The sequence below is a fragment of the Martelella mediterranea DSM 17316 genome, from assembly GCF_002043005.1.
Taxonomy (GTDB): domain Bacteria; phylum Pseudomonadota; class Alphaproteobacteria; order Rhizobiales; family Rhizobiaceae; genus Martelella; species Martelella mediterranea.
The window spans coordinates 137816-159972 of record NZ_CP020331.1 but is presented as its reverse complement, the minus strand read 5'-3'; the positions used below and the strand labels follow the sequence as shown (position 1 = coordinate 159972).

General features: G+C 60.9%; 20 protein-coding genes and 2 pseudogenes. 5 read left to right on the top strand and 17 right to left on the bottom strand.

Annotated features, from left to right (window positions below; all coding sequences use genetic code 11):
- Positions 1-166: 166 nt before the first annotated feature.
- The 6 genes and pseudogenes from Mame_RS22525 to Mame_RS22500 all read right to left on the bottom strand — a co-directional run.
- Positions 167-670 (bottom strand): acetone carboxylase subunit gamma, encoded by a 504-nt coding sequence (locus Mame_RS22525; protein WP_018067526.1) that lies wholly within the window; start codon positions 668-670, stop codon positions 167-169.
- A gap of 67 nt (positions 671-737) precedes the next feature.
- Positions 738-3047, bottom strand: a complete 2310-nt coding sequence (locus Mame_RS22520; RefSeq protein WP_018067527.1) for a hydantoinase B/oxoprolinase family protein — start codon at positions 3045-3047, stop codon at positions 738-740.
- A gap of 22 nt (positions 3048-3069) precedes the next feature.
- Positions 3070-5223, bottom strand: a complete 2154-nt coding sequence (locus tag Mame_RS22515; RefSeq protein ID WP_026173951.1) for a hydantoinase/oxoprolinase family protein — start codon at positions 5221-5223, stop codon at positions 3070-3072.
- A 127-nt stretch (positions 5224-5350) separates the two neighbouring features.
- On the bottom strand, positions 5351-7108 hold the full coding sequence (locus Mame_RS22510) for a sigma-54-dependent Fis family transcriptional regulator (RefSeq protein WP_236953510.1): 1758 nt from the start codon (positions 7106-7108) through the stop codon (positions 5351-5353).
- Positions 7109-7323: 215 nt separating this feature from the next.
- On the bottom strand, positions 7324-7518 hold the full coding sequence (locus Mame_RS22505) for a helix-turn-helix domain-containing protein (RefSeq protein WP_018067530.1): 195 nt from the start codon (positions 7516-7518) through the stop codon (positions 7324-7326).
- A 111-nt stretch (positions 7519-7629) separates the two neighbouring features.
- A pseudogene (locus Mame_RS22500) lies at positions 7630-7851 on the bottom strand (transposase); the annotation flags it as partial.
- A gap of 49 nt (positions 7852-7900) precedes the next feature.
- Between Mame_RS22500 and Mame_RS22495 the strand changes: the two are divergent.
- A pseudogene (locus Mame_RS22495) lies at positions 7901-8424 on the top strand (IS6 family transposase); the annotation flags it as partial.
- A 219-nt stretch (positions 8425-8643) separates the two neighbouring features.
- Positions 8644-9246 (top strand): GntR family transcriptional regulator, encoded by a 603-nt coding sequence (locus Mame_RS22490; RefSeq protein WP_235726887.1) that lies wholly within the window; start codon positions 8644-8646, stop codon positions 9244-9246.
- Here Mame_RS22490 and Mame_RS22485 read toward each other — a convergent pair.
- The 4 genes from Mame_RS22485 to Mame_RS22470 form a co-directional block, all read right to left on the bottom strand.
- Entirely contained in the window at positions 9223-9963 is a 741-nt protein-coding gene (locus Mame_RS22485; RefSeq protein WP_018067532.1) for a sulfite exporter TauE/SafE family protein, read from the bottom strand. The two genes, Mame_RS22490 and Mame_RS22485, sit on opposite strands and share 24 nt — an antisense overlap.
- Before the next feature lie 106 nt (positions 9964-10069).
- The gene (locus Mame_RS22480) at positions 10070-10924 is read right to left on the bottom strand and encodes an ABC transporter permease (protein WP_155122259.1); all 855 of its coding nucleotides are present in this window, start codon (positions 10922-10924) and stop codon (positions 10070-10072) included.
- Positions 10914-11696, bottom strand: a complete 783-nt coding sequence (locus Mame_RS22475) for an ABC transporter ATP-binding protein (protein ID WP_018067534.1) — start codon at positions 11694-11696, stop codon at positions 10914-10916. Before Mame_RS22475 ends, Mame_RS22480 begins: the two co-directional genes overlap by 11 nt.
- Before the next feature lie 20 nt (positions 11697-11716).
- Positions 11717-12613, bottom strand: coding sequence for an ABC transporter substrate-binding protein (locus Mame_RS22470; RefSeq protein WP_018067535.1), 897 nt, complete (start codon positions 12611-12613; stop codon positions 11717-11719).
- A gap of 252 nt (positions 12614-12865) precedes the next feature.
- On the opposite strand from Mame_RS22470, the gene Mame_RS22465 reads away from it, so the two are divergent.
- Positions 12866-13624, top strand: coding sequence for a cysteine hydrolase family protein (locus Mame_RS22465; protein ID WP_210162302.1), 759 nt, complete (start codon positions 12866-12868; stop codon positions 13622-13624).
- A 65-nt stretch (positions 13625-13689) separates the two neighbouring features.
- On the opposite strand, the gene Mame_RS22460 is transcribed toward Mame_RS22465, so the two are convergent.
- The 7 genes from Mame_RS22460 to Mame_RS22430 all read right to left on the bottom strand — a co-directional run bounded on the left by Mame_RS22460 (position 13690) and on the right by Mame_RS22430 (position 20541).
- Positions 13690-14802 carry an ABC transporter ATP-binding protein gene (locus Mame_RS22460; RefSeq protein ID WP_018067537.1) on the bottom strand — a complete coding sequence of 371 codons (1113 nt, stop codon included), beginning with the start codon at positions 14800-14802 and terminating at the stop codon, positions 13690-13692.
- Between the two features lie 175 nt (positions 14803-14977).
- Positions 14978-15769, bottom strand: coding sequence for a sugar isomerase domain-containing protein (locus Mame_RS22455; protein WP_018067538.1), 792 nt, complete (start codon positions 15767-15769; stop codon positions 14978-14980).
- A gap of 21 nt (positions 15770-15790) precedes the next feature.
- Entirely contained in the window at positions 15791-16537 is a 747-nt protein-coding gene (locus tag Mame_RS22450; RefSeq protein ID WP_018067539.1) for a GntR family transcriptional regulator, read from the bottom strand.
- Complete coding sequence (locus tag Mame_RS22445; protein ID WP_018067540.1) at positions 16534-17418, bottom strand: ROK family protein; 885 nt, start codon at positions 17416-17418, stop codon at positions 16534-16536. Before Mame_RS22445 ends, Mame_RS22450 begins: the two co-directional genes overlap by 4 nt.
- The gene (locus Mame_RS22440; RefSeq protein ID WP_018067541.1) at positions 17415-18251 is read right to left on the bottom strand and encodes a carbohydrate ABC transporter permease; all 837 of its coding nucleotides are present in this window, start codon (positions 18249-18251) and stop codon (positions 17415-17417) included. The genes Mame_RS22445 and Mame_RS22440 overlap by 4 nt, the downstream gene beginning before the upstream one ends.
- Positions 18251-19141 carry a carbohydrate ABC transporter permease gene (locus tag Mame_RS22435; protein ID WP_018067542.1) on the bottom strand — a complete coding sequence of 297 codons (891 nt, stop codon included), beginning with the start codon at positions 19139-19141 and terminating at the stop codon, positions 18251-18253. Before Mame_RS22435 ends, Mame_RS22440 begins: the two co-directional genes overlap by 1 nt.
- 116 nt (positions 19142-19257) lie before the next feature.
- Positions 19258-20541, bottom strand: a complete 1284-nt coding sequence (locus Mame_RS22430; RefSeq protein ID WP_033411284.1) for an ABC transporter substrate-binding protein — start codon at positions 20539-20541, stop codon at positions 19258-19260.
- A gap of 96 nt (positions 20542-20637) precedes the next feature.
- Here Mame_RS22430 and nagA point away from each other — a divergent pair, with 96 nt between their 5' ends.
- Positions 20638-21729 carry an N-acetylglucosamine-6-phosphate deacetylase gene (gene nagA, locus Mame_RS22425; protein WP_018067544.1) on the top strand — a complete coding sequence of 364 codons (1092 nt, stop codon included), beginning with the start codon at positions 20638-20640 and terminating at the stop codon, positions 21727-21729.
- A 147-nt stretch (positions 21730-21876) separates the two neighbouring features.
- Positions 21877-22131, top strand: a complete 255-nt coding sequence (locus Mame_RS22420; RefSeq protein ID WP_018067545.1) for a glutathione S-transferase family protein — start codon at positions 21877-21879, stop codon at positions 22129-22131.
- Positions 22132-22157 lie beyond the last annotated feature (26 nt).

Below are 22157 nucleotides of genomic sequence, written 5' to 3'. Positions count from 1 at the left end.
CTTATTTTTCTAAACGGTTGCGAAGCAACCCTCGAACGGGAGTCTACTCTCCGAAAGCGGGCTGGACATGTCCGAATTTCGGACAGTTCCGGATAGTGCAAGCGACAAAACGCCGCGCGGAGGCTGGTGCGCGGCGTGCTTGTTTATTGGTTTGCAACCTCGTCGGTCAGGCAGCGCGCTCCGGCACCTCAAGCCCCAGCCACTCGGTGTAGAAGGCATCGATATCCGGTTCGAAATCATGGATCACCGGATACCAGGGCGTCGGCGCCTCTACATCCAGCAGGTCGCCGGATTTCGGGCAGTAATATTCCCGTATGACCTGCCAGTCGGACGTGGGCGCCATCAGCTTCGGATAGAGTTCCTCCATCTCGGCGGCCGTTTCGCGCACGCGCATCACGGCATGCAGCTTCCAGTTCTCGCGCCAGTCGCAGAACTCGTGACCGGCCTGGGATTTGACCACCCATTTCTTGTCCGAGGGTCGCTGCACGATATAGAGCTTCGGGCCCAGCGGCAGGATGATCTTATCGTCCCATGGAACCTGCTCCTGCAGGATTTCGATATATTTGACGAAGCGGTCGGCGTCCTTGGGCGTCGAGAGCATCGTCTGCAGCGTATCGCGGTCGATCTTGCCATCGACCAGGTCTTTGATCTTTGCCTTGGTGTAAGCCATTGTCTTTCTCCTGAATAAAAAGGGGCGCCGCGGATAAAGGCGGGGTGTTGCGCGGCGCCCTGCGGGATCACTCCTCGACGAACTGGACCGTCTTCACATCCGGCAGTTCGGAAATATCCATCGAATATTCGCGGCCATAGGACGGGATCGGGAGATCCGCCTCCTTCAGCTGCCAATCGTCGGGAAGATCCCAGAACTTGCGGAAGCCCTGCTCCCATGTCGGACCGAGCTTGAAGCTCGCCGCGAACATCTGCTGCACATGGGTGCCGGCATCCTTGGCGAGAATGCGCTTGCGCTCCTTCGCCATCCATTCGCGGGTTGGCTGGGCGTTGGCGAGGCGATCCTTGCGGATCTTCGCGCGCAAGGCTTCGGAGCCTGCCTCATCGGCGGTAAACAGGCCGTCAGCGCCCTTCTTCAGGACAACGCCATAGACCGTTTCGGCGAAACGCTCGAGCAGGTAGCCGCCATTGACATCGGTGGCCACGGATTGCGGCTCGCGATCCAGCGGATCGCCGAAGCCCGGCCCGCCGCGCATGTAGTTGAGGTAGAGGTCATAGTCCTTGAACATCTCCTCGGTGGTGATCGCCTGCTTGTCGCGCTTGATGCCGTCGGGATTGACGAGTGCGTCATAGGTCGGGTGTTCCGGGTCGGTATCGCCGCCGAAGGGGATCGGGTCGCCATTGGCGATCTTTTCCTTCAGCCCGGTATCATGGGCCGCGAAGCGATAGCCGGACGCCGCCGGATAGCCGCCCATCAGGCCCCAGTCGGAGCTGATATGGCCATTGCCCATGAAGAACATCGTCCAGTCCTTGGCGTTCCAGACCATGCGCAGCGATTCAAAGCCGCAGCCGCCGCGATATTTGCCCGCGCCGCCCGACGATGCCTTGATCTGGCGTCCGAGATAGACCAGCGGCTCCGCCAGTTCCCAGATCTCCATATCGCCCATGTCGCCTTCCGGGTTCCAGATGGCGGCGGCATGGCTGATGCCGTCGGCAATCGCCGAAGCGCCCACCCCGTTGGCCGCGCATTCGAACGAGTTCACCGCATGGATTTCGTCATACTGGTTGAAACCGCCGCCCTGCAGCCAGTTCGAGGTGTTGGCGTTGCCGGCATTGACCTCTTCCAGATAACCGCGCCCGAAATAGGAGCGTGAAAGGCCGCGCCACAGCGCCGTCCATGAACTGACAAGGAAGTGCCAGCTATAGGAGAATGCCACGCGCCGATCGTCCGGGTTCATCCAGGTGCCCTTTGGCAGGCGGAATTCCGTGCCGTAGGCGGCCCCGTCATTGATCATCTCGGTCGGGATCAGCGTCTGGGTCATCATCACCCAGATGCCCGAGGTGAAGCTGACGGAATGCGCATTGTAGGTGTGCCAGCCCCAGCGGCTCGATCCCTCGAAATCCAGACGCCATGTGCCATCGGGCCGGATCGTCATTTCCGACGGCGTGTGCATGATGGTGTCGACCTTGGCGAAGTCCGACGGCACGCGCACATCTTCGTGGTCGTAGGGCACGTCGACGAAACCGACCTGACGGTAAACGCCCGGAATGGTCATCGCCTTGATGCGGTTCTGAAGCCCGACCCGGCCATGCTCGACCGATTCATAGGCAAACTTCCAGTAGGCGTCGATGCCTTCTTCGGCAATCACCTCCTCGACCAGCTTGCGGATCATGTGGCAGCCGGCGACGCGGGTGCGCTCGTCCAGCATCCAGTAGCGGGTGGTGCGCACCGCGCGCTGGCTTTCATGCAGCCAGTCGCGCTTCAGTTCGTCGTTCTCGCCGATCTTGCGGCAGGTGATGGAATAGCCGTCACCGAAGCGCTGGATCTGTCCCGTGGACATCGAACCCGGCCCCACGGAGCCGGTATCGATGACGTGGGTGACGCCGCCGACCCAGCCGATCAGCGAGCCCTCGTGGAAGATCGGGACGATGGTATGGATATCGCAGGGATGCACATTGCCGATCAGGGAATCATTGTTGCAGAAGATATCCTTGTCATTGATCCCCGGGTTACTCTCCCAGTCGTTCTCGATCATGTATTTGATCGCCGCGCCCATGGTGCCGACATGGATGATGATGCCCGTCGAGGTCAGGATGGCGTCGCCCGCCGCATTGTAGAGGGTGAAGCACAGCTCACCCTCCTGCTCGACGATCGGGCTCGCCGCGATCTTCTTTGCGGTTTCGCGCGCATCCACAACGCCGGCCCGCAGGCGCGAGAATAGCTTGTTGTAGAGGATCGGACTTTCCTTGTGCAGGGTCCGTTCCGTCAGACCGGCATAATGGCCCGTCTGTTTTGTCTTGGTCATGATCTCGTCGCGGTGCTGCTTGAGTGTCTGGCCGCCACGCACGATCCCTTTGACTTTGGTTTGCATATTCATCGTATTTCTCCTCCCTTGGCCGTTACACTTCTTTCAGGTGGAACAGCCGGTGACCGTCGAGCCAGGTTTCAAATCCGCCCGGCACGACAAAGGTGGTGGCGTCGGATTCGATGATCGCAGGTCCGGTGACCCGGTTTCCCGGCTTCAGGCTTTCCATGTGGTAGAGCTGCGCATCGACCCATTTTCCCTTGCGGTAGAATTGGCGGGTCCCGATCTTCGCGTCTTCAGATGGCGTCGGGCTGCCTTCTTCTTCTTTCGGGATGCGGGGTTTGGGAATGGGCACCGTTCCACGCATGATCGCGCCCGTTACGGAAAAGCCGAGCTCGGGCGAGCGTGCCGAGGCGGCATAGACCCGGCCATAGGTGTCATTGAAGGCGTCGACCAGCCTGTCCCAGTCCTCGGCGGTTTTGGCCGTCTCGATCGGGCTGTCGATCTCCAGATCGTTGAGCTGGCCGCGATACTGCATCCGGTAGCCGGGCTGCAGGCGCACCTGGTCGCGCGAATAGCCGTTCAGCTCGAATTCCTCGAGCACCCGCTCGGCCAGTTCGCGCCAGGCGTCGTTCAAGGTTTTCGCCTCGATCACCTTGGCATCGTCGGACGCCGTCTCCTCGATATTGACGTCGAGCGACTTGTCGTAGCGATATTCGAAATCCGCCGCCGCGCAACCGAAGGCGGAAAAGCCCGCGGCCCAGGCCGGCACGATGACATCCTCGAAGCCCAGTCCTTCGGTATAGCCGTAAGTATGGACCGGACCCGCGCCGCCATAGCTGAAGCATGTGAAGGAGGACGGCGAATAGCCCTTGCCGGAAATCATCGAGCGCAGATAGTCGCGCAGCTCGCTGTCCAGCAGTTCGATCACGCCCGCTGCCGCCTCTTCCACGGTCAGACCCAGCGGATCGGCGATCTGCTCTTTCATCGCGTCATAGGCGCGCTGCCGGTCGAGCTTGACCTGACCGCCGAGGAAGTTGTCCGGGTTCAGATAGCCGAGAATGACGTGGCAGTCGGAGATCGTCACCGTCTCGATGCCGGATTCCGCCCAGCAGACGCCGACGCGGTAGCCCGCCGAATCCGGCCCCAGCTTGATCGCCTTGGTATAGGGATCGAGGCGGATGAACGAGCCCGCGCCGGCGCCGACCGAGTCGAGGCCGACAAGGGGAAGCGACAGCACGAGGCGGGCCATGTCCGGGTCGTTCTGGATGGTCAACTCGCCCTGTGTGATCAGAGCCACGTCGAACGACGTTCCGCCGATATCGGAGCAGGCGATGTTCCTGTAGCCCAGCACCTCGCCGAGATATTTCGCTCCGATCACGCCGCCGATCGGGCCGGAAACGATGGTGCGCGCCAGTTCCTTGGCTTTCCAGGAAATCGTGCCGCCATGGGTAGCCATCACCCGGAAGTCGAACTTGGAACCGTTCTCCTTGAACTCCGTCGATATCTTCTTCAGCGTCTGACGCGACGGTTCGGCGGCGAAGGCTTCAAGGATGGTGGTATTGGTGCGGTGGGTTTCCTTGCGCACCGGATAATAGTCGGTCGAGGCGAAAACTGGGATGGTCTTGCCGGCCTTTTCGATCTCCTCGGCCACGATGTCGCGGACCCGGCGTTCATGTCCGGGGTTCTTGTAGCTGTGCAGAAGCGAAATCACGATGCCTTCGACATCCTGCGCGATGAGGTCCTTTGCCGCCTGGCGTGCGGTTTCCTCGCGCAGCGGAATGACAACCGTGCCGAACATGTCGACCCGCTCCATCACGCCGCGCGTCAGGTGGCGCGGCACCAGCGGTTCGTCGTAATAGTGGGTGTTGAGGTGGATCCGGTCTTCATAGGCCATGCCCAGATAGGCCTGGCAGGCGCGACCCATGCGGTGGAAGTCCTCCATCCCCGCATTGACGATCAGTCCCGTCCTCAGACCCTTGCGCTGGACCACGCGGTTGAGCATTGCCGTGCCGGAATAGACCCCGGTCTGGATCGAGCCGAGCGCCTCCTCAAGCGACAGGCCCCAGTGCTCCAGCCCCTCACGGCTCGATTCGAGCAGGCCGCGCGCCTCGTTGTCCGGCGTGGACTGCGCCTTGCCGACCACAAAATCCCCGTCGGAATCGACGAAGAACGTATCGGTCATCGTTCCGCCCGCATCGATGCCAAGCACCTGCACGGAACGGCTGTTTTTCTCGATGATTGTCACGAAAAACTCCTCCCATTGTTCCAGCCATCCCGAGAGGGCACGGCCGCGATGGAGAGGATGCACCTTTTATGGATGCCGAAAGTGTCCGGTTTTCATCCGTCCGGACGGACATGTTGCGGACGCGTAATCAATCCCTTCGCTCGCGCGAAATGCCGTAGCTGTCGAGCTTGAGATAGAGCGTCGAGCGGGCAATTCCGAGGCGTTTTGCCGCGCGGGAGAGATTGCCGTCTTCCGCCTTCACCGCGCCGAGGATTTCGGCGCGTTCGACATCGCGGAGCGTTTCCGTGCGATTGATCTGAGCGCGCTGATGAAACTCGCGGGGGAGCATGCGCTCGGAGATCAGCCCGCTTGGCGAGAGTGCATCGAGTGCGGCGATCAGATTGCGCATCTCGATCAGGTTGCCCGGCCAGGCATAGTTCTGCAATGCGGTCATGGCGCCGGATGTAAAACGCAGCTCGCGTCTGCCGGTCTCCGTCGCATGGCATTGGATGAGCCATCGTAGCAGCGGCCCGATTTCTTCCGGGCGTTCGCGAAGCGGGGGGATGTGGAGACGCGCGCCCGCGATCCGATAGTAGAGGTCGCTGCGGAAATTGTTGGCGCGCATCTCGTCATAAAGCGAGCGGGCCGACAGCGCGACGACCCTGCCCCCGCGTTCGGACACCAGGTCCACGAGCGTGAACAGCAGTTTTTGCAGCGATGGCGAAACCGCGCCCGGGCTGGAAAGGCACAGAATGCCGCCGCCCTCGGCGTCGCGGGCGGCTGCGATCAATGCGCGCAAGCTTTCCTCGGTCAACTGGGCGCAGTCGATCACCTCGAAGGGGTCTTGCGATTGCCTGCTGGCATTATGGATCGCCTTGGCCAGAGAACTCTTTCCCGTTCCGGTCTCACCTTCGATCAGGATCGGGATCGGCGTCTCTGCCAGTCTCTCGGCCTGGGCGCAAAGTTCGGCGGAAACCTGTCCGGCGCGCGCGATCTGCCGCAACTCCATTCCGGTCCAACTGCGGGCCTGCGGACGCGAACGGCGCAGCGAGACCATGACGCCGATCGCCTCGCCCTGATTTTCGATCACCTCGAAATCGGCGCCGTTCAGGCATTCGCCCAGAACCTCGCCAATCTGTTCGGCAGGCTGGTCTATCAGCGCGGGCAGGAGCTTCGGCAATTGTCGAAGGGAGTCGTCATCCTCGCAGAACCGGGCGAAGTCCTCGGTGGAGAACACGCTCGAGCCATTGCGATCCATGACAAGCGTTTGATCATTGCCGCGCCTGAGACGACGAATATGAGAGTATTCCAGCAGCCGTTCGCGTTCACGTCCAAGCATCTGGGTGAGTTCGGTTTCAACCTGCAAGGCGAGCGCGGATGAAAGGGCGACGGCGTTGGGCTGCATGATGCCGCCGGGCCAGGAAATGTCGAGCACGCCCATGACCCGCCCGGTTCCCGGTTCGATGATCGGCGTCGCCGCGCAGTTCCAGCGTTGGATCGCCTCGCAGAAGTGCTCGGCATCGCGAATGAGCGTCGGCACGCCGAGATAAAGCGCGGTTCCGATCGCGTTGGTTCCGATCGCTTCCTCGACCCACTGGCCGCCCGTATAGAGATGATTTTCCTGCGCCTCGGCAAGCGTGTGCGGATCGCCGGCCGCTTCGATCACGACGCCGGAATCATCGCTGAGCAGAAGAATGTCGCGCGTGCCGATCAGTAGGCTTCCAGCTCGGTTTATCGCTTTTTGCGAGGCAAGCTCAAGCCTGCGCGCCCGGGCGCGGCGACCCTCAAGGCGTTCCTCATCGAGCACCGGCGCGCGCGTGCGCTCGCCCACCGCGTGGCGCAGAGAGCGCCTCCAGCTTTCCAGAACGTCATGACGCATGGCCGCGGGCGCCTGTCCCGTGGACATGAAGTCTTCCCATTCCTTTTTCCGTGCAATGCGCTCCATCTTCTCCTCCCGAAAAGACAGCCCGCCAGAGAGCTGTAACCATTGAGGCTTACACTCTGATCGCGACCTCCATGAAACCATTAGAGCGAATGCATCGATAATATCAATTGAGCGCGTTCTGTAGTGTATGAATTTCGGACAGTCCAAGAAGAGGCCTTTCAGCCTTCTTCCGGCAACTACTGCTCGCTGTTGAGAAACCAGGCGAGGAGTTCGGCGCTGTTGGCGAGGCCGAGCGTACGGGTGAGCCGCAGCCGGTTGGCCTCGACGGTGCGCGGCGACAGGCCGATCTCGGCGGCGATTGCCGCATTGATCGGGTCGGCGGGCGATGGCGACCTGCTCGAAGCGTTTGAAGAATGCTTCGTCGAAGGCAATGGTTTCGGCGGTTCCTGAGTTCGCACACACGGCGATATCAAGTGCCTTTGAGAGCCTCCTCAGAAGCAGGCTGTTGGAGACTGTTTAGAATTTTGTGCCCTTGCGTTGTTTCAGGACATAGGGAAACGTTCTTCGAACATAATTGCGAGCTCGCTTTTGACGGCGTGCCATTCTCGCACTGAACGTTTCCATTCGGTTGAGGTAGCATTGAGCGCCAGATAGATCAACTTGGCCGCAGCCTCATCGCTCGGGAAGTGTCCGCGCGTTCTGACGGCACGGCGGATTTTCGAGTTGAGCGCCTCAATGGAATTCGTAGTGTAGATCAGCCTGCGGGCACTGTAAAGTTAACCGGCGGTCCACCGAAATGTGGGATCTGGCGGTATGACCAGCTCTGTCCGTGAACCCCTTTATCGTCGCCACCGATTTCCAGATGAGGTGATTGCCCACGCCGTCTGGCTATACTCCCGGTTTCCGCTCAGCCTTCGAATGGTCGAAGATCTGCTGGCGGCGCGTGGGATCATCGTCTCGCATCAAACAGTGCGCCTTTGGGTTGAGAAATTCGGTCGGTACTTTGCCTATGAAATCCAGCGACGCTCAGCCGGGAAGCTCGGCGTCAAATGGCACCTCGATGAGGTCGTCATCTCCATTGGCGGCAAGAAGCACTGGCTGTGGCGGGTTGTTGATCAGGATGGCTTCGTTCTCGACGTGCTGGTACAGAGCCGCCACAACACCAAGGCTGCCAAACGTCTGATGCGAAAGCTTCTCAAAGGACAGGGGAATTCACCACGCGTCATGATCACCGACAAGCTGCGATCCTATGGTGCCGCAAAACGCGACATCATGCCCGACATCTCCAGCGTTTCGTCTCCATCCATGACCCCGTCGCCAACCTCTTTCACATTCCACGCCACGACATTCCATCCGACGCCATATGGTATACTATAGACAATCAACGAAGCGCTTTTATTGGCCGGCACTTTGGTTTAGCCATGGAGTGCCAGCGATGCAGAGGAATTGCCGCGATGAAAGACACAAGGATGGCCGGAAAACGGCTCGGCGAGCGGCACGACTCGCTCCACAATCTCGTGCATCGCGAGATACGCGCGGCGATCATCAGCGGCCGGTTGAAGCCGGGCGAGCGGCTCGTCGAAGAGCGCTTCGCCGAAGAATATGGCGTCTCTCGTAACCCTGTACGCGAGGCTATCCGGGCGCTCAGTTCCGAGGGGCTGGTCGATGTTTCCAGCCGCAAGGGCGCGCACGTGGCCGAACTTGCCCCGGAAAAGGTGCAGGAAATCATCGAGATCCGTGCACTTCTGGAATCGCACAATGCCCGGCTTGCCGCCCGCCACGGGAATCCAGAAACCCTCAAAAACGCGACGGCCATTCTTGAGCGCGGCAAAAGCGCTGTCAATGCTGGCCGTCACATGAGGTTGCGCGAACTCAATGACCAATTTCACGAAGCGCTGGCCGAGGCGAACAATAATCAGCTGCTTTCGGAGATGCTTGGCGCTTTGCGCGCGCGAAGTGCGCTATTGTTTTCTCCCGATAATCCGGATCGGCAGGCCAGAAATTGGGAAGAGCATGCGGGCATTCTTGAGGCGATTGTCGGCGGCGATGAGGAACTTGCCGCCGAACGGGCAATGGCGCATGTCCTTGGCGCCGGCGAGGCGCATCTAAGGCGAGTGCGCTCCGTTTCCAGCGGGTCAGAGCGTGAACTGCCGCAATAGCAGCAATAGGGCCGCAAGCGCAGAAAGGCAGAGAACCAGGTAGCGCACCGTCCTGGACGATACCTTGGCCGCAATCGGTGTCGAAACCCAAAAGCCGAGGTAAAGCGGAGCGATCAGCCAGGCGCCAAGCGCGACGTCATCCAAACTGAAACGTCCAGCGGACGAAAGCGCTGCAATCGAAATCAACGTCCCGAAGATCAAAAAGCCGCCGAGCGAGGCCCGCAGCGTTGCCTTTGGAGCGTGCTGGTACATGAGCGCAATCGGCGGCAGGCCGACCGAGGTGAGCGTTCCCATGAAACCAGAGACGCAGCCTGCCCCGAACAGTCGGGCCGGAGAGGGTCTCATGTCAAGCCGGGAGAGGCTCATGGCGACGCCGGCGAGGATTACCAGTGCAAACAGGATGGAAACGATGCGAACCGGCAGCAGACCCATCATCGCCGCCGCCGCCAGCGAGGCGGGGATGCGTCCCACCAAGGCATATCCCAAACCCCTCATGTCGAGGCTCTGACGTTCGCGTATGACCGCCAGAACAGCGATGATGAGACCCAGGAAAAGCATCGGCCCCGGAACGAGTTCTGGGTCAACAATTGCAAGAATCGGCGCCGCGAACATGCCGAAGCCGACGCCGCTGACGCCTTGAAGGCATGCGCCGGTGAACACAAAAAAACTTGCAAGAAGCCAACGTTCGCCGCCCACGGAGAAAAACGTATCAATCATATCGAATGTCCATTTTTGCATACTGTATACAATATGACCAGCTGATTGCTAGTCTGTTTCTCTCCGGGCGGTTACGCCAGTCCCCGGTAGCCTTTCGATGCAACTGTCAGTGTCCTGTGTGGCCGCCACCTCTGGTGAAGCGGTTCTCCGCCCACTGGATCAGCGCATAGATCGCAAGCGACATGAAGCCGAGCATGACGATTGCCGCCATCACCATGTCCATGCGGAAGATCTGGCTGCCATAGACGATTAGATAGCCGAGTCCGGCCTTGGACGCCTGAAACTCGCCGACGATCACACCGACAAGGGCAAGGCCTGCATTGGCCTTCAGCGTGGCGATGAAGGTGTGGGTATTGCCCGGCAGAATGACCTTGGTCAGGATTTGCAGACGGGTGGCGCCGAGAATATGAACAAGCTTCACCTTGTTGGGATCCGACTGGCGGAAGCCGGTATAGAGCATGAGAATGGTGATGAAGAGGGCAACCGCGACCGCGACGGCGTAGATCGATCCTTCCGCGCCCAGCCAGATGTAGAAGATCGGGACCAACGCGATCTTGGGAAGGGCGTTCAACACCACCAGAAACGGATCGAGCACGCGCTCGAGCTTCGGCGACATCCACAGGGCGATAGCGATCATCGTGCCAAGAACCATGGCGATCACGAAGCTGATGGCGACCTCCGTCAGCGTCACCATCACGTTATGGCCGAGTTCGCCGTCCCTGATCATCTGCATGAAGGCGAGCCAGATCGCGCTGGGGTAGCTGGTCAGCATCGGATTGACCCAATGCATGCGCGGTGCGAGCTCCCACAGTCCAAGGAAGACCAGAACCAGTCCGATTTGTGCGGCCACGATCTGGCCCTTGTTGCGACGGCGCGCGGCCTGCCAGGCGCGATATTGCGGGCTGGCGGAAGACTGCGGGGTTGTGTTTTTCACTTCGCTTGCCATTGCTTCACTCGACATGGACATCCAGTTCCTCCCAGACGGTGTTGAAATAGGCCGGGAATTCCTCGGCTTCGCGCGCATCGAAACTGCCGGGGCGATTGTCGCCATGGCTCGGGAATGAAATCGGGTGGATGGAGCGGATGCGGCCGGGCCGGCGGCTGAGCACGATGACGCGATCGGCCATCGCAATCGCTTCCGGAATGTCGTGGGTGACGAGAATGGCCGTCTTGTTTTCGGTGCGAATGATGTCGTCAATCTCGTCGGCGATCGACAGCCGCGTCTGGAAATCAAGCGCCGAGAACGGCTCATCAAGCAGAAGGATATCCGGTTGCAGGCACATGGTGCGGGCCAGCGCGGCGCGCTGGCGCATGCCGCCGGATAGCTCCGACGGCCTGCTATGCAGAAATTCGCCAAGACCATAGCGTGTCAGCAGGTCGGTTGCCCTCCGGTGCGCCTTGTCCTTGGCTTCGCTGCGGATCTCAGGGCCGAGCACGGTGTTTTCGATAATGCTGCGCCACTCGAACAGGCTGTCCTGCTGCAGCATGAAACCGACCTGCGGCGAGGGGCCGGAAACCGGAACGCCGTCGATCAGCACCTCGCCCTCGGTCGGGCGCATCAGGCCCGAAAGCAGCGACAACAGCGTGCTCTTGCCGCAGCCCGACTGACCGACAATGCTGACGAATTCGCCCTGTTGGACGCTGAAATTGATATCCTTCAACGCCAGCGTTTCGCCCTTTTCGGTGAAGTAGCGAAGGTTGACGTTTCTGAACTCGATCTTGGGTGTTGTCATATCCTGCTCCTTGCCGGACCCTATTGCGCGGCTTCCGCAAAGCTCGGGTCGACGATGCTTTCATAGGCAACCTTCTTGCCGGCTTCGAGCACGCCCGCACCGATCAGAAGTTCCTGGAGACTGTCGATGGCTTCCGGGGTGACGAGAGGCGTCGTTTTCCACACGCCCGCCGCACGCTGGCGTTCAATGCTACTGGCCAGTTCGGCAGGATCGACGCCGGGGAAAAAGGGCTCGAGAACGACGGCGACCTCATCGACCGGCGTCTCGTCGATCCAGGCCTCGGCTCGGGCAATCGCGTTGGTGAAGCCCTGAATCACCTCGGGATGCTCGGCGATATAGCTCTCGGTAGCGGTGAATACGGTGTAGTCGATCTGGCCTGCGGCCTCTCCGACATTGGCAAGCGCGAAGCCGTCGCCACTCGCCTCGATCTTGGTGACGTCCGGTTCGAAGAAGGTACCGTAATCAGCCGTTCCGGCCATGAATGCGCCAAGCCGCGCGGGGATGGCGACGTTGGTGATGATTTCGACATCCGTCTTGGGGTCGAGGCCGTGATCCTTCAGCACCTTTTCGAAGAAGATGGCAGGCGCGGAGCCCTGGCGCCAACCGAGCACTGTCTTGCCCTTCAGATCCGACCAGTCAAAGGCGTCATCGGGTTCGCGACCGACGAGGAAGGAGCCGTCAGTGGCCGTCAGCCCCGCAAAGATGCGGATTTTCTCCGGCGATTGTCCGCCTTCGATATAGACAGCGGTTTCCGGGCCGGCGAGGACGATATCGGCGTTTCCGGAAATCAAGGCGGCGGTCGCCTTGTCGCTACCCTGGGCAGCGACGAGATCGAACTCAAGTCCTTCGTCCTCGAAGTAGCCGAGCCCCAATGCCGCATAGAGCGGTGAATAAAACAGCGAGTGGATGACCTCCATGAACGCAATCTTCTCCACTGGTTCAGCGGAAGCGCCGTGTGGCGCGACAGCCATTGCTGCAACGCAAAATGCGCCAGCTACGATATTACGGATGCTCATTGCCATTCCCTTTCTGGTATAGTTCAGCGCAATCGGCGCCCGGTTTCGGCAATGCAAGAGACATGCCACTTCCGACTTTTTTGTTTTTGGTGTACTGTATACAATATACTGACGCGATGCCATGCTCGGGCGACCGCCAATCGTGGCAGGATTTTGATCACCCCGATGGTGCAACTGCACAAAAGGAGAGCATGCATGCACAAATTTGAAATGCCGCAATGGGCCACGGACCGGGTTCTTGCCCGGCAGGCCGCGCCGGTTGTCCATCACATGGTACCCGCCGACAAGACCGCGCTTGTGGTAATCGACATGCAGAACCATTTTCTGGCCCCGGGGGCTGGCGGTGAAACCCCTCCGGCGCGTGAAATCGTTCCAGCCATCAATCGGCTTGCCGCGTCGCTGCGCGGCGCTGGGGGATTGGTCGTTTGGGTGCGGACGTTGTTTTCAGAAGGAGCTCTGCTGACCCTGCCGCATTTTCACCGCACCCTATTGACGCCAGAGCGTTTCGCCGCGCGTTCGGCAGCGCTTGCCGAAGAGTCCGAGGGGTCGGCCCTTTGGCCCGGGCTCGACGTTCGCAAGGACGACATCGTCGTCGGCAAGACCCGGTACAGCGCCTTCATTCAGGGCGCGTCCGATCTTGACGGCATTCTCCGGGCCCGCGGCATCGAGGCCGTCGTGATCGCAGGAACGATGACCAATGCTTGCTGCGAATCCTCCGCGCGTGACGCGATGATGCTGAACTACCGCACGACAATGGTTCATGATGCCTGCGCAAGCCTGCGCGACGACGAACATGCTGCCGCGCTGGTCAATTTCTACCTGTTCTTCGGCGATGTCACCGATACGGCGACACTGGAGGCCCGATATGCCGCGTTGCACTCAACCGGAAATGACGAGGTCAGGATTGCCTGAGGCCATCTGCCTTTTGAACCGCTCTAGGGGTTCGACTGTTTCCGGCAGCGAAAAGCCGCACGTTCTCAGAATGCCGAGGAAACCGGATCTCGGAATGGTTGCTGAATAGCCAAACCGTCCTTGTCGAACAGGTGGACGGCACTGCTGTCAACCCTGAAGGCGACCTCTTCGCCATAGCGCGGCATGTCGCTGGCGCCCGCCTTGACCATGATCGGCTCGCCGACAGCGGGTCTGAGCTCGACGAGGGTTTCGTCGCCGAGTTGCTCCACTGCGGCCACCTGACCCGTGAACCCGCTTTCGGCCGGTTCCAGGGTGATATGCTCCGGACGCAGCCCGACAAAAACAGGCGCGCCTTCGGAAACGTCGCGGCGGTTCCCGGGTACGACAAGGGCGCCGAGACCTTCGATCTCCAGTGACAGGGACTTGCCGTCGCTGCCCTTCACCACGGCCTGGAAGATATTCATTTTAGGCGAACCGATGAACCTCGCGACGAAGATGTTACCCGGTCGATGGTAGAGCTCCATGGGCGTGCCGACCTGCTGCACCGATTTTTCGTTGAGCACCACGATACGGTCGGCAAGCGTCATGGCTTCGACCTGGTCATGCGTTACATAGATCATGGTCGTGCCGAGCTTGCGGTGAAGGTCGGCGATTTCGCGTCTGGTGCTGACCCTGAGCGCGGCGTCAAGATTGGAAAGAGGCTCGTCGAACAAAAAGACCGAAGGGTCGCGCACAATCGCCCGACCGATGGCGACACGTTGTCGCTGCCCGCCGGAAAGCTGGGAGGGCCGTCGATCAAGCAGATGTTCGATCTGCAGCATCCTGGAAGCGCGCGCGATCCGTTCGGCTCGCTCCTCGGCCGACATCCGCGAAAGCTTCAGGCCGAACTCCATATTGCCCCTCACCGTGCGATGCGGATAGAGCGCATAGGATTGGAATACCATGGCGATGCCGCGCTCCTTCGGCGAAAGCCGGTTGACCACTCTGCCGCCAATGGTGAGCGTGCCGCTGCTGATATCCTCCAGGCCCGCGATCATGCGCAGAAGCGTTGACTTGCCACAGCCGGACGGACCGACGAAAACGCAGAATTCGCCATCGGCGATCGAGAGATCGATATTGCTCAGGACATCGACATCGCCATAGGATTTGGCGACCTTTTGCAGCGTCACTTCGGCCATTTGTCACTTCCACATTGTTTTGAACAAGGAGCGCGGCATTGCGCCGCGCTCCTTGGCGGCTAAAGCACCGGGCGATTAATCGGCATCGCCCGATGCTTTAGATCCTTTATTTTGACGAGTCGGGTTAACGAAAAACCGGATTCCACTTTTTCGCACGACGCTCCAACCCCGCCGATCAGGCCTTGCCGCTCATCCGCTCTTTGAAGAACGGCAAGTGCTTCGACTGGGCCTCGATCAGTCGTTCCTTGTACTGACCATAGATTTCGTCGGTGTCGTTGAGCGTCACGCCCTCGATCGTCGGCGACGCGAAGACCGGGAGCTCGATCCCCTTCTCGGCGAGCTTTTCAGCCGTGCGCGCAACGAGTTCGTGCATCAGGATCATGGCCAGAACAGTTGACGACCCGGAAACCGGACGGCTCCAGCCATCGATCGGCACGATCGCGTCCTCAACCGGAGAACGGGTGTCGATGGCGACATCGGCGGTGTCTGCGAGAAGCTTGCCGGAGGAATGCTTGGACTTCTTGTTTCTGTTGAAAGAAGAGTTGATGGCGATGACCTTGACGCCGCGCTTCTTGCAGTAGAGCGCGGTGTCGATTCCAGAGGCGTTGGTGCCGCTATGGCCGAACACAACCAGCGTATCGCCGTCGTTGATCGGCTGATGATCGAGGAATTTCTCCGCATAACCTTCGGTGCGCTCGAGCCAAAGCAGTTCGCGCACGCCGCCGGCGCCAAGAACATTGTGCCACATCACGCGCGGATCGGTCAGCGGATGAAAGGCGATGAAGGAGCCGTAACGGGGAAATGTCTCCTGGGCCGGCAATACGGAATGCCCGGAACCATAGAGATGGATCAGGCCGCCCGCCGCAGCGGTCTCGGCCATCAACGCGGCGGCCTTGTCCAGGCTTTCCTCGTTGACTTCAGCGGCCTCGTTCGCGAGCGCAGTGAGACGGGAGATATAAAGCGACATTGAATTCTGCCTTTCCTTTGGTCAGTAGAAGAGTTTCGAGCGGATTTCGTATCGGTCCGCCCGCATGGTGGATTGCACATGTTCGAAGGGGCCATGAGCGTCGAACGTAGTTCTGCGCACGATGAAGGCCGGGCTCCCGGCGGGCTGTTCCAGAAGCGCGGCATCCTCCGGAAGGATCGTTCCGACCCGGTAAAGCTCCTCGGCCTCCGTCGGCACGATGCCGTAGCGGTCGCGCAGGAGATTGTAGAGTGAGGGCAGTTCGCCCGTTATTGGCAGAAGGCCGGGAACGCGAGCGGTGGGGAGATAGGCGGTTTGTATGCCCATCGGATTGCCGTTGCCGAGCCGCAGACGGCGAAGCCTGATCACCTGGTCGCCGGGCTGCAGCTGCAGCGCCTCGGCCACTTCCTCGTCCGCAGGCATCTCGATGGCTTCCGTGGCCCTCGTGCCTATGGTCTCGCCAAGATTGGCCATTTCATCGGTAAAGCTTGTAAGCCCGCGAATGCCGGCAACGATGGTCGAACGCCGCACGAAGGTGCCGCGGCCATGCTCCCTGCGCAAAAGCCCTGCCTCCTCGAGGCGCCGCAGCGCGTGGCGCAGGGTGATCCGGCTGACGCCGAGCATATCGGTCAGCTTGGTTTCGTTTGGCAATTGCTCGCCATCCTTCCAGTCACCCTGAACGATGAGCGCCCTGAGGGCCTGCTCCGTCTGGTGCCACAATGGCTCTGGTCGATTGCGGTTGGGTTTGCGGATCGGCAGTTCAGTGGTCATTTTCTGTCATCCCATGCTGGGTGATTGCGTGCAGCGAGCGCCGCGCCGCAAAGCGCCGCCGACTCGCCAAAGCTTCCGGAGGTCACCACGGTATCGCGAAGGTGGGGCGGAAGCAGCAGGTGGAGGCGCTTGACGAGCGCCGGCCCAAGAACATCCATCGACGCGGAAACGCCGCCAGCGACCACAACACGCCTGCTGCCGGTCAGCGCAACAGCGCCCGAAAGGGCTGTCGCAAGGGCTTCAGCAGCGGCGGTAATGGCCCTGAGCGCCTGTGGCGCTCCGTCTCTTGCGGCATCCGCAAGCGCCTTGCCATCGGACAGACCGATCGAGCGCGCGGCCTGGTCGAGCGCCGTGCCCGAAGCCTGCCGTTCAAGCCAGCCATGGCGTTCGTAGCCGGCAGCCTCAAGATCGGCACAGGCCCAACCGAAAGAGACCGCCGCCCCGCCATCGCCGCGCACCACGCGGCCGTCGGCAAGCAGCGCGGATCCGATACCGGTCCCGATCGCCAGAAGAATGGCGTTTGAGGCGCTCCGGGCAGCGCCCGCCGCAGCCTCCGCGACCAGCGAGAACTGCGCATCATTTCCCGCAAATACCGGCTTTGCGGGAAAGAGCGACTGAAGATCGATGCCGTCGAGCCAGGGCAGGTTCGGAACCCAGCGGCACCGCGTTGCCGAAACGAGACCCGGAATGGCGATGCCGACGGCTGCCACATCATCGCGCGCGGCCAGAGGCGCGACCACATCTATGAACGCCGAAAGAGAAGAGGGCGCCGGCGCGCGCGCCAGGATTTCCGGGAGGCAATCGAGGCTGATCCTGCCGGCCTCCGCCAGGCCAGCTCGCAGATTGGTTCCCCCAAGGTCGATCGCAAGTACGCGGCTCATCCCTTCACCCCCGAACTGACAATACTGTCGACGAAGAATTTCTGCAGGAAAACGAACAGGAACAGCGGCGGCAGCACGGCAAGCGTCGCGCCCGCCATGACGAGGCCTGTATTCATGGCGCCGCGATTGTAGCTTAAAAGCCGCCCGAGGCTGAGCACGATCGGATAGTTGTCGGTATTGCCCTGCAGCACGGTCAGCGGCCAGAGATAAGTGTTCCACTGATAGACGAAGGCAAACAGGGTGAGCGCCGCAATCGCCGGCGCAACGGCCGGAGCGACGACGGAGAAGACGATCCTGATCTCCGAGGCGCCGTCAACGCGCGCGGCATCCAAAAGGTCATCGGGAACGCCGGCGATGAACTGGCGCATCAGGAATATTCCGAACGCGTTGGCGAGGTTCGGCAGAATGACGCCCACCAGCGAACCGTTGAAGCCTATTTCGCTAATCAGCCTGTAAAGCGGAATGAGGGTCACGATCGGCGGCAGAAACATGGTGCCGACCAGAAGGGCAAACAGAATGCTGCGGCCGCGGAACCGATATTTGGCGAAAGCATAGCCGGCCATCAGCGAGGTTATCAGGATGCCCGCCGTTGCGACGGTGGCGATGATGGCGGAGTTCATCATCGACCGACCGGCGCCGATCACATCGGAAACCTCGCTAAAGGCGGAGAAATTCGGAGTGCGGGGCAGCCAGACCGGCGGAACCTGCATGCTTTCCTGCGGCGTCTTGAGGCTCGACAGCACCATCCACACAATGGGAAAGGCGGCGATGACGGCGATTGTCAGGATGAGCGCCGTCAAGAGCGCTCGTTCCAGGGATCCGGATCTGGTCATCACTGCTCCTCCGCCTTGCGGTTCATTGCGAAGATCGCGAAGATCGCGACGATCAGGGACAACATCAGCATGACCGCCATGGCCGAGCCCATTCCGCCCTGTGCCCGCTCGATGCCGACCCGGCGAATGTGGTAGGTGAGCACGTTGGTGGAGCCGGCGGGCCCGCCCTGCGTGATCAGCGCAACGGGTTCGAAAACCTGCACGGCGTTGATGACGGCGATCACGGCGGAAAAAAGCAGCGTCCGGCGCAACAGCGGCAGCGTCACTCCGAAGAAGGACTGGACCGGATTGGCGCCATCGATGCGGGCAGCCTCATGAAGCGTCTTGGGGATCTGCGTGAGCCCGGCGATGGCGAGGACGGTGAAGTAGCCAACCTGCTGCCAGACATTGAGTATGACAAGCGCATAGAGCGCGGTGGAAGGCGAGGAAAGCCACGGCTGCGGGCCAAGGCCAAACCAGCCGAGGATCTGGTTGATCGGCCCCTCGCTGGGCGAGTAGAGCTTGGACCAGACGAGCGCGACCGCGATCATCGGAACCATGTAGGTCGCGAACAGCACAGTGCGCAACATCTGGCCGCCGGCCGCACGCTTCTGGTGAACAAGAAGGCCGAGCATGACCGAAAGCGGCAGCAACGCGAGCACGGAGACGCAGGTGTAAATCGCCGTATTGAAGAAGGCCCGGCGAAAATCGCGGCCAACCGAGATTGGTCCAAACAGATCCTGATAGTTTCTAAGGCCAACGAACCGGGCGCTGGAGAACGGCGTTTGCGATGACCATTCATGGAACGAAAGCCAGACGGTCAGCACCATGGGCACAAGAATGAACACGCCGATCAGGGCTGTAGCTGGCCCAAGCATGATGGAAAGGTTGAAGGTCCGGGCTGCTCGCATTATCGCCTGCAGTATCTGTTTCCGGCCTTGCGGCCTTTAGGCGAGCCGGTCTCGGCTCGCCGGTGAGAAGTTTGCCGCGCCGCAGACTTTTCGCGGCGCGGCATGTCAACAGGCGATCAGCGCGCCGCCCGTTCAAGAATGGATGCAGCATCGGCCTGAGCGTTGGCCTGAGCCTCCCGAGCATCGACCTGACCATATTCCAGCGTCTCGATGACCTGCTGCAGCGCTTCGGTGAACTCCTGGCCGCCGAGCACGACGGGAAAGGCCTGCGCATTGCCCAGAACGTCGAGATAGCCTTCGAGGAACGGCCGCCCGAGCGCGCTCTCGTTTGCGGCCACATCCGAGCCGCGCGACGGAAGGATGCCCATCGACATCAGGATATCGGACATCGCCGATGCGCCGTTCTGGCCGGTGCCCTCGCCGTTGAGCCATGACAGAAAGTCCCAGGCCGCGGCCTGCTCGTCAGCACTCGCCTTGGCGTTGACGACGGTGAGCCAGGAATAGGAGATCGAGCTTGTTTCGGTGCCCGAAGGGCCAACCGGTATGCCAGCCGTGGCGATGTTCTGGAAAGCGTCGCCCATGCCGCCCTTCAGCGCGCTTTCCCACCAGTTGGCCATGATGATCATGGCGGTCTTGCCGGAGACGAAGTTGTCGAGATAGGGGCCTGTCGTATTGGCATCGGCGGTCCCCATCTGCGGCACAGACCAGCCGTTCTCGGTCAAGGTCTGATAGAGCGCGAAGGTCTCGCCGGCTTCGGTCGTATCAAGCGCTGGCTTGCCGTCGACGACAAGCGCGCCGCCATTGGACACGAGCAGCGACGCGAAGGGGTGAACCACGCCGGAGGACCACGAGTTGATGAGACCAAAGCCCTGCTGGCCGTTCTGCGCGTCCGTCAGCGCCTCGGCGTCTGTCAGAAGCTCGTCCCAGGTCGCTGGCGGCGCGTCGATGCCGGCCGCCTCGAAAAGCGCCTTGTTGTAGTTGAGCGCATAGACGTTGATCTCATTGGGGATGCCATAGACCGTGCCGTCGACCTGAGCTGCGGCAGCGACCCCTGCCGGCCAGGCCGAACGCACATCTTGCGAGACCGTCTCCGGCGCGGGCGCAACAAGACCGTCGCGAACCAGTTCCGGCAGCCACAGGTCATAAATGCCTGAGATCGTCGGGCCGGCGCCGCCGCCTTGCGATCGGATTGTCGTCAGGAGATCGCCGAACGGCACTGCGCGGACAACGATCGACACGTCCGGGTTTTCCGCGCTGTAGGCCGCAGCAGCGTCCTCAAGCAATGAAACGGTGTCCGGCGACCAATGGGTGAGATATGTTACTTCAACAGGCGCGGCGGCAGCGCTTCCGGCGGCAGCCATGGCGACGACAGCCGGGATGAGACAGGCTCTTCTCAACATCAAAAATTCCCCTTTTTATCCGCGACCGCTTCCGGTCAACGAAAAATAGGTTATAACAACATATCATAATAATCAATACGTCATTCGGAGATTCTCATGACCGCTCTTGCAGGCCGAATCCTAACGGAAAGCGGACCGATTTTCGGCCGCATCACGGTCGAGAACGGCCGGATCACTGACATCAGCACGACCGTCGGCAACGACGGTCCGTTGATCGTTCCTGGATTCATCGACCTTCATTGTCACGGCGGCAACGGCGACGACATCATGGATGGCAGCCTTGCGGCCCGGCGAATCGCCGGTTTCCACGCTCAATCCGGCACAACGGCGATGCTGGCGACGACCATGACGGCGGAGCCCGAAACGCTCCGCAAGGCCTTACTGGCGGTTGCCGAGGTCATGGCCGACCCCGGCTTGGACAGCGCCACGATTCTCGGGGTACATCTGGAGGGCCCCTTCATCAGCGCCGAGATGCTGGGCGCCCAGCCGCCGCAGACCCGAAAGGTCGACCGCGCCTTTCTCGATGACCTTATGTCATGCGCCCCAATCAAGGTTATTACCTTTGCGCCGGAGGCCGACGAGGCTGAGATTCTGCTGAGCATTGCTCGCGAACGGGGCATTCGCGCGCAGCTCGGTCACAGTCCCTGCCAGTATGAAACCGCCGAACGGGCGTTCCGTCACGGAGCAAGCGGCGCCACGCATCTCTTCAATGCGATGTCGGCGCTGCATCACCGCGCCCCGGGTCTCGCCGGCGCGGCGCTCGCACATGCGGACAATGCCGAAATCATCCCCGACCTCATGCATGTCCATCCCGGCGCGATGCGCGTCGCTTTGCGCGCGATCCCAGGCCTTTATGCTGTGACAGATGCGTCGCGCGCCACGGGAGCACCGGACGGGACTTACCCCTTCGGCGAAGTGACAGCACACAAATGCGGAAACGGCCTGCGCCTTGCAGACGGCACGCTCGCCGGTTCCTGCCTCACCATGTTGCAGGCGTTTCAGAATTTCATCGAAATCGGTCTCGAGCCGTCAGAAGCGGCTAGACGATGCTCGACCGTTGCAGCGGATTATCTTGGACTGCGAGAACGAGGCCGAATCGCAAAAAATGCCATGGCCGATTTCGTCGTTCTAGCTCCCGACCTTACGCTCGAGGATGTTTGGATCCGCGGCAAATCCGTGGGCAGATAATCACCGACGTTTCAGGGTGCACTGCCAGAGCGGGAAAAATCCAACATCCGGCGGTCCAATGAATGGGCGCGGAGCATGTCTATTTGCTCGACGGTCTGTTCGATCATGATACGATCCTCGATATCGAATTGTTCACCGACATCGCTGTTGACCCGGGCCGGGCTGGAGCGGTTTCGGGCGCTGATCCGGACGCGGCTGGCGGACCGGATCACCGACATCGCACTGCTGGTCAGTCACGAAAACCGGTTCCGCGAGCCCGGTCAGACCTCCGAGCGTTGGCTGGCGCATCAGCGCGGCAAAATCACACGCGCCCTCGCCGCCTTTGAACCAGACATTCCGGATCCCCGCCACGCGAGGCTGGTGCAAATCACCCTTGCAGCGGCGTTGGGCTATCTGGACTGACGTTAGCCGCTGGAATGGCGCGCCGA

Excerpts from the sequence above, each read along its gene's own strand:
- Mame_RS22525 (WP_018067526.1), bottom strand. The coding sequence starts at position 670 with ATGGCTTACACCAAGGCAAAGATCAAAGACCTGGTCGATGGCAAGATC.
- Mame_RS22520 (WP_018067527.1), bottom strand. The coding sequence starts at position 3,047 with ATGAATATGCAAACCAAAGTCAAAGGGATCGTGCGTGGCGGCCAGACA.
- Mame_RS22510 (WP_236953510.1), bottom strand. The coding sequence starts at position 7,108 with ATGTCCACGGGACAGGCGCCCGCGGCCATGCGTCATGACGTTCTGGAA.
- Mame_RS22485 (WP_018067532.1), bottom strand. The coding sequence starts at position 9,963 with ATGATTGATACGTTTTTCTCCGTGGGCGGCGAACGTTGGCTTCTTGCA.
- Mame_RS22480 (WP_155122259.1), bottom strand. The coding sequence starts at position 10,924 with ATGTCGAGTGAAGCAATGGCAAGCGAAGTGAAAAACACAACCCCGCAG.
- Mame_RS22475 (WP_018067534.1), bottom strand. The coding sequence starts at position 11,696 with ATGACAACACCCAAGATCGAGTTCAGAAACGTCAACCTTCGCTACTTC.
- Mame_RS22470 (WP_018067535.1), bottom strand. The coding sequence starts at position 12,613 with ATGGAGGTCATCCACTCGCTGTTTTATTCACCGCTCTATGCGGCATTG.
- Mame_RS22460 (WP_018067537.1), bottom strand. The coding sequence starts at position 14,802 with ATGGCCGAAGTGACGCTGCAAAAGGTCGCCAAATCCTATGGCGATGTC.
- Mame_RS22455 (WP_018067538.1), bottom strand. The coding sequence starts at position 15,769 with ATGTCGCTTTATATCTCCCGTCTCACTGCGCTCGCGAACGAGGCCGCT.
- Mame_RS22450 (WP_018067539.1), bottom strand. The coding sequence starts at position 16,537 with ATGACCACTGAACTGCCGATCCGCAAACCCAACCGCAATCGACCAGAG.
- Mame_RS22445 (WP_018067540.1), bottom strand. The coding sequence starts at position 17,418 with ATGAGCCGCGTACTTGCGATCGACCTTGGGGGAACCAATCTGCGAGCT.
- Mame_RS22440 (WP_018067541.1), bottom strand. The coding sequence starts at position 18,251 with ATGACCAGATCCGGATCCCTGGAACGAGCGCTCTTGACGGCGCTCATC.
- Mame_RS22435 (WP_018067542.1), bottom strand. The coding sequence starts at position 19,141 with ATGCGAGCAGCCCGGACCTTCAACCTTTCCATCATGCTTGGGCCAGCT.
- Mame_RS22430 (WP_033411284.1), bottom strand. The coding sequence starts at position 20,541 with ATGTTGAGAAGAGCCTGTCTCATCCCGGCTGTCGTCGCCATGGCTGCC.
- nagA (WP_018067544.1), top strand. The coding sequence starts at position 20,638 with ATGACCGCTCTTGCAGGCCGAATCCTAACGGAAAGCGGACCGATTTTC.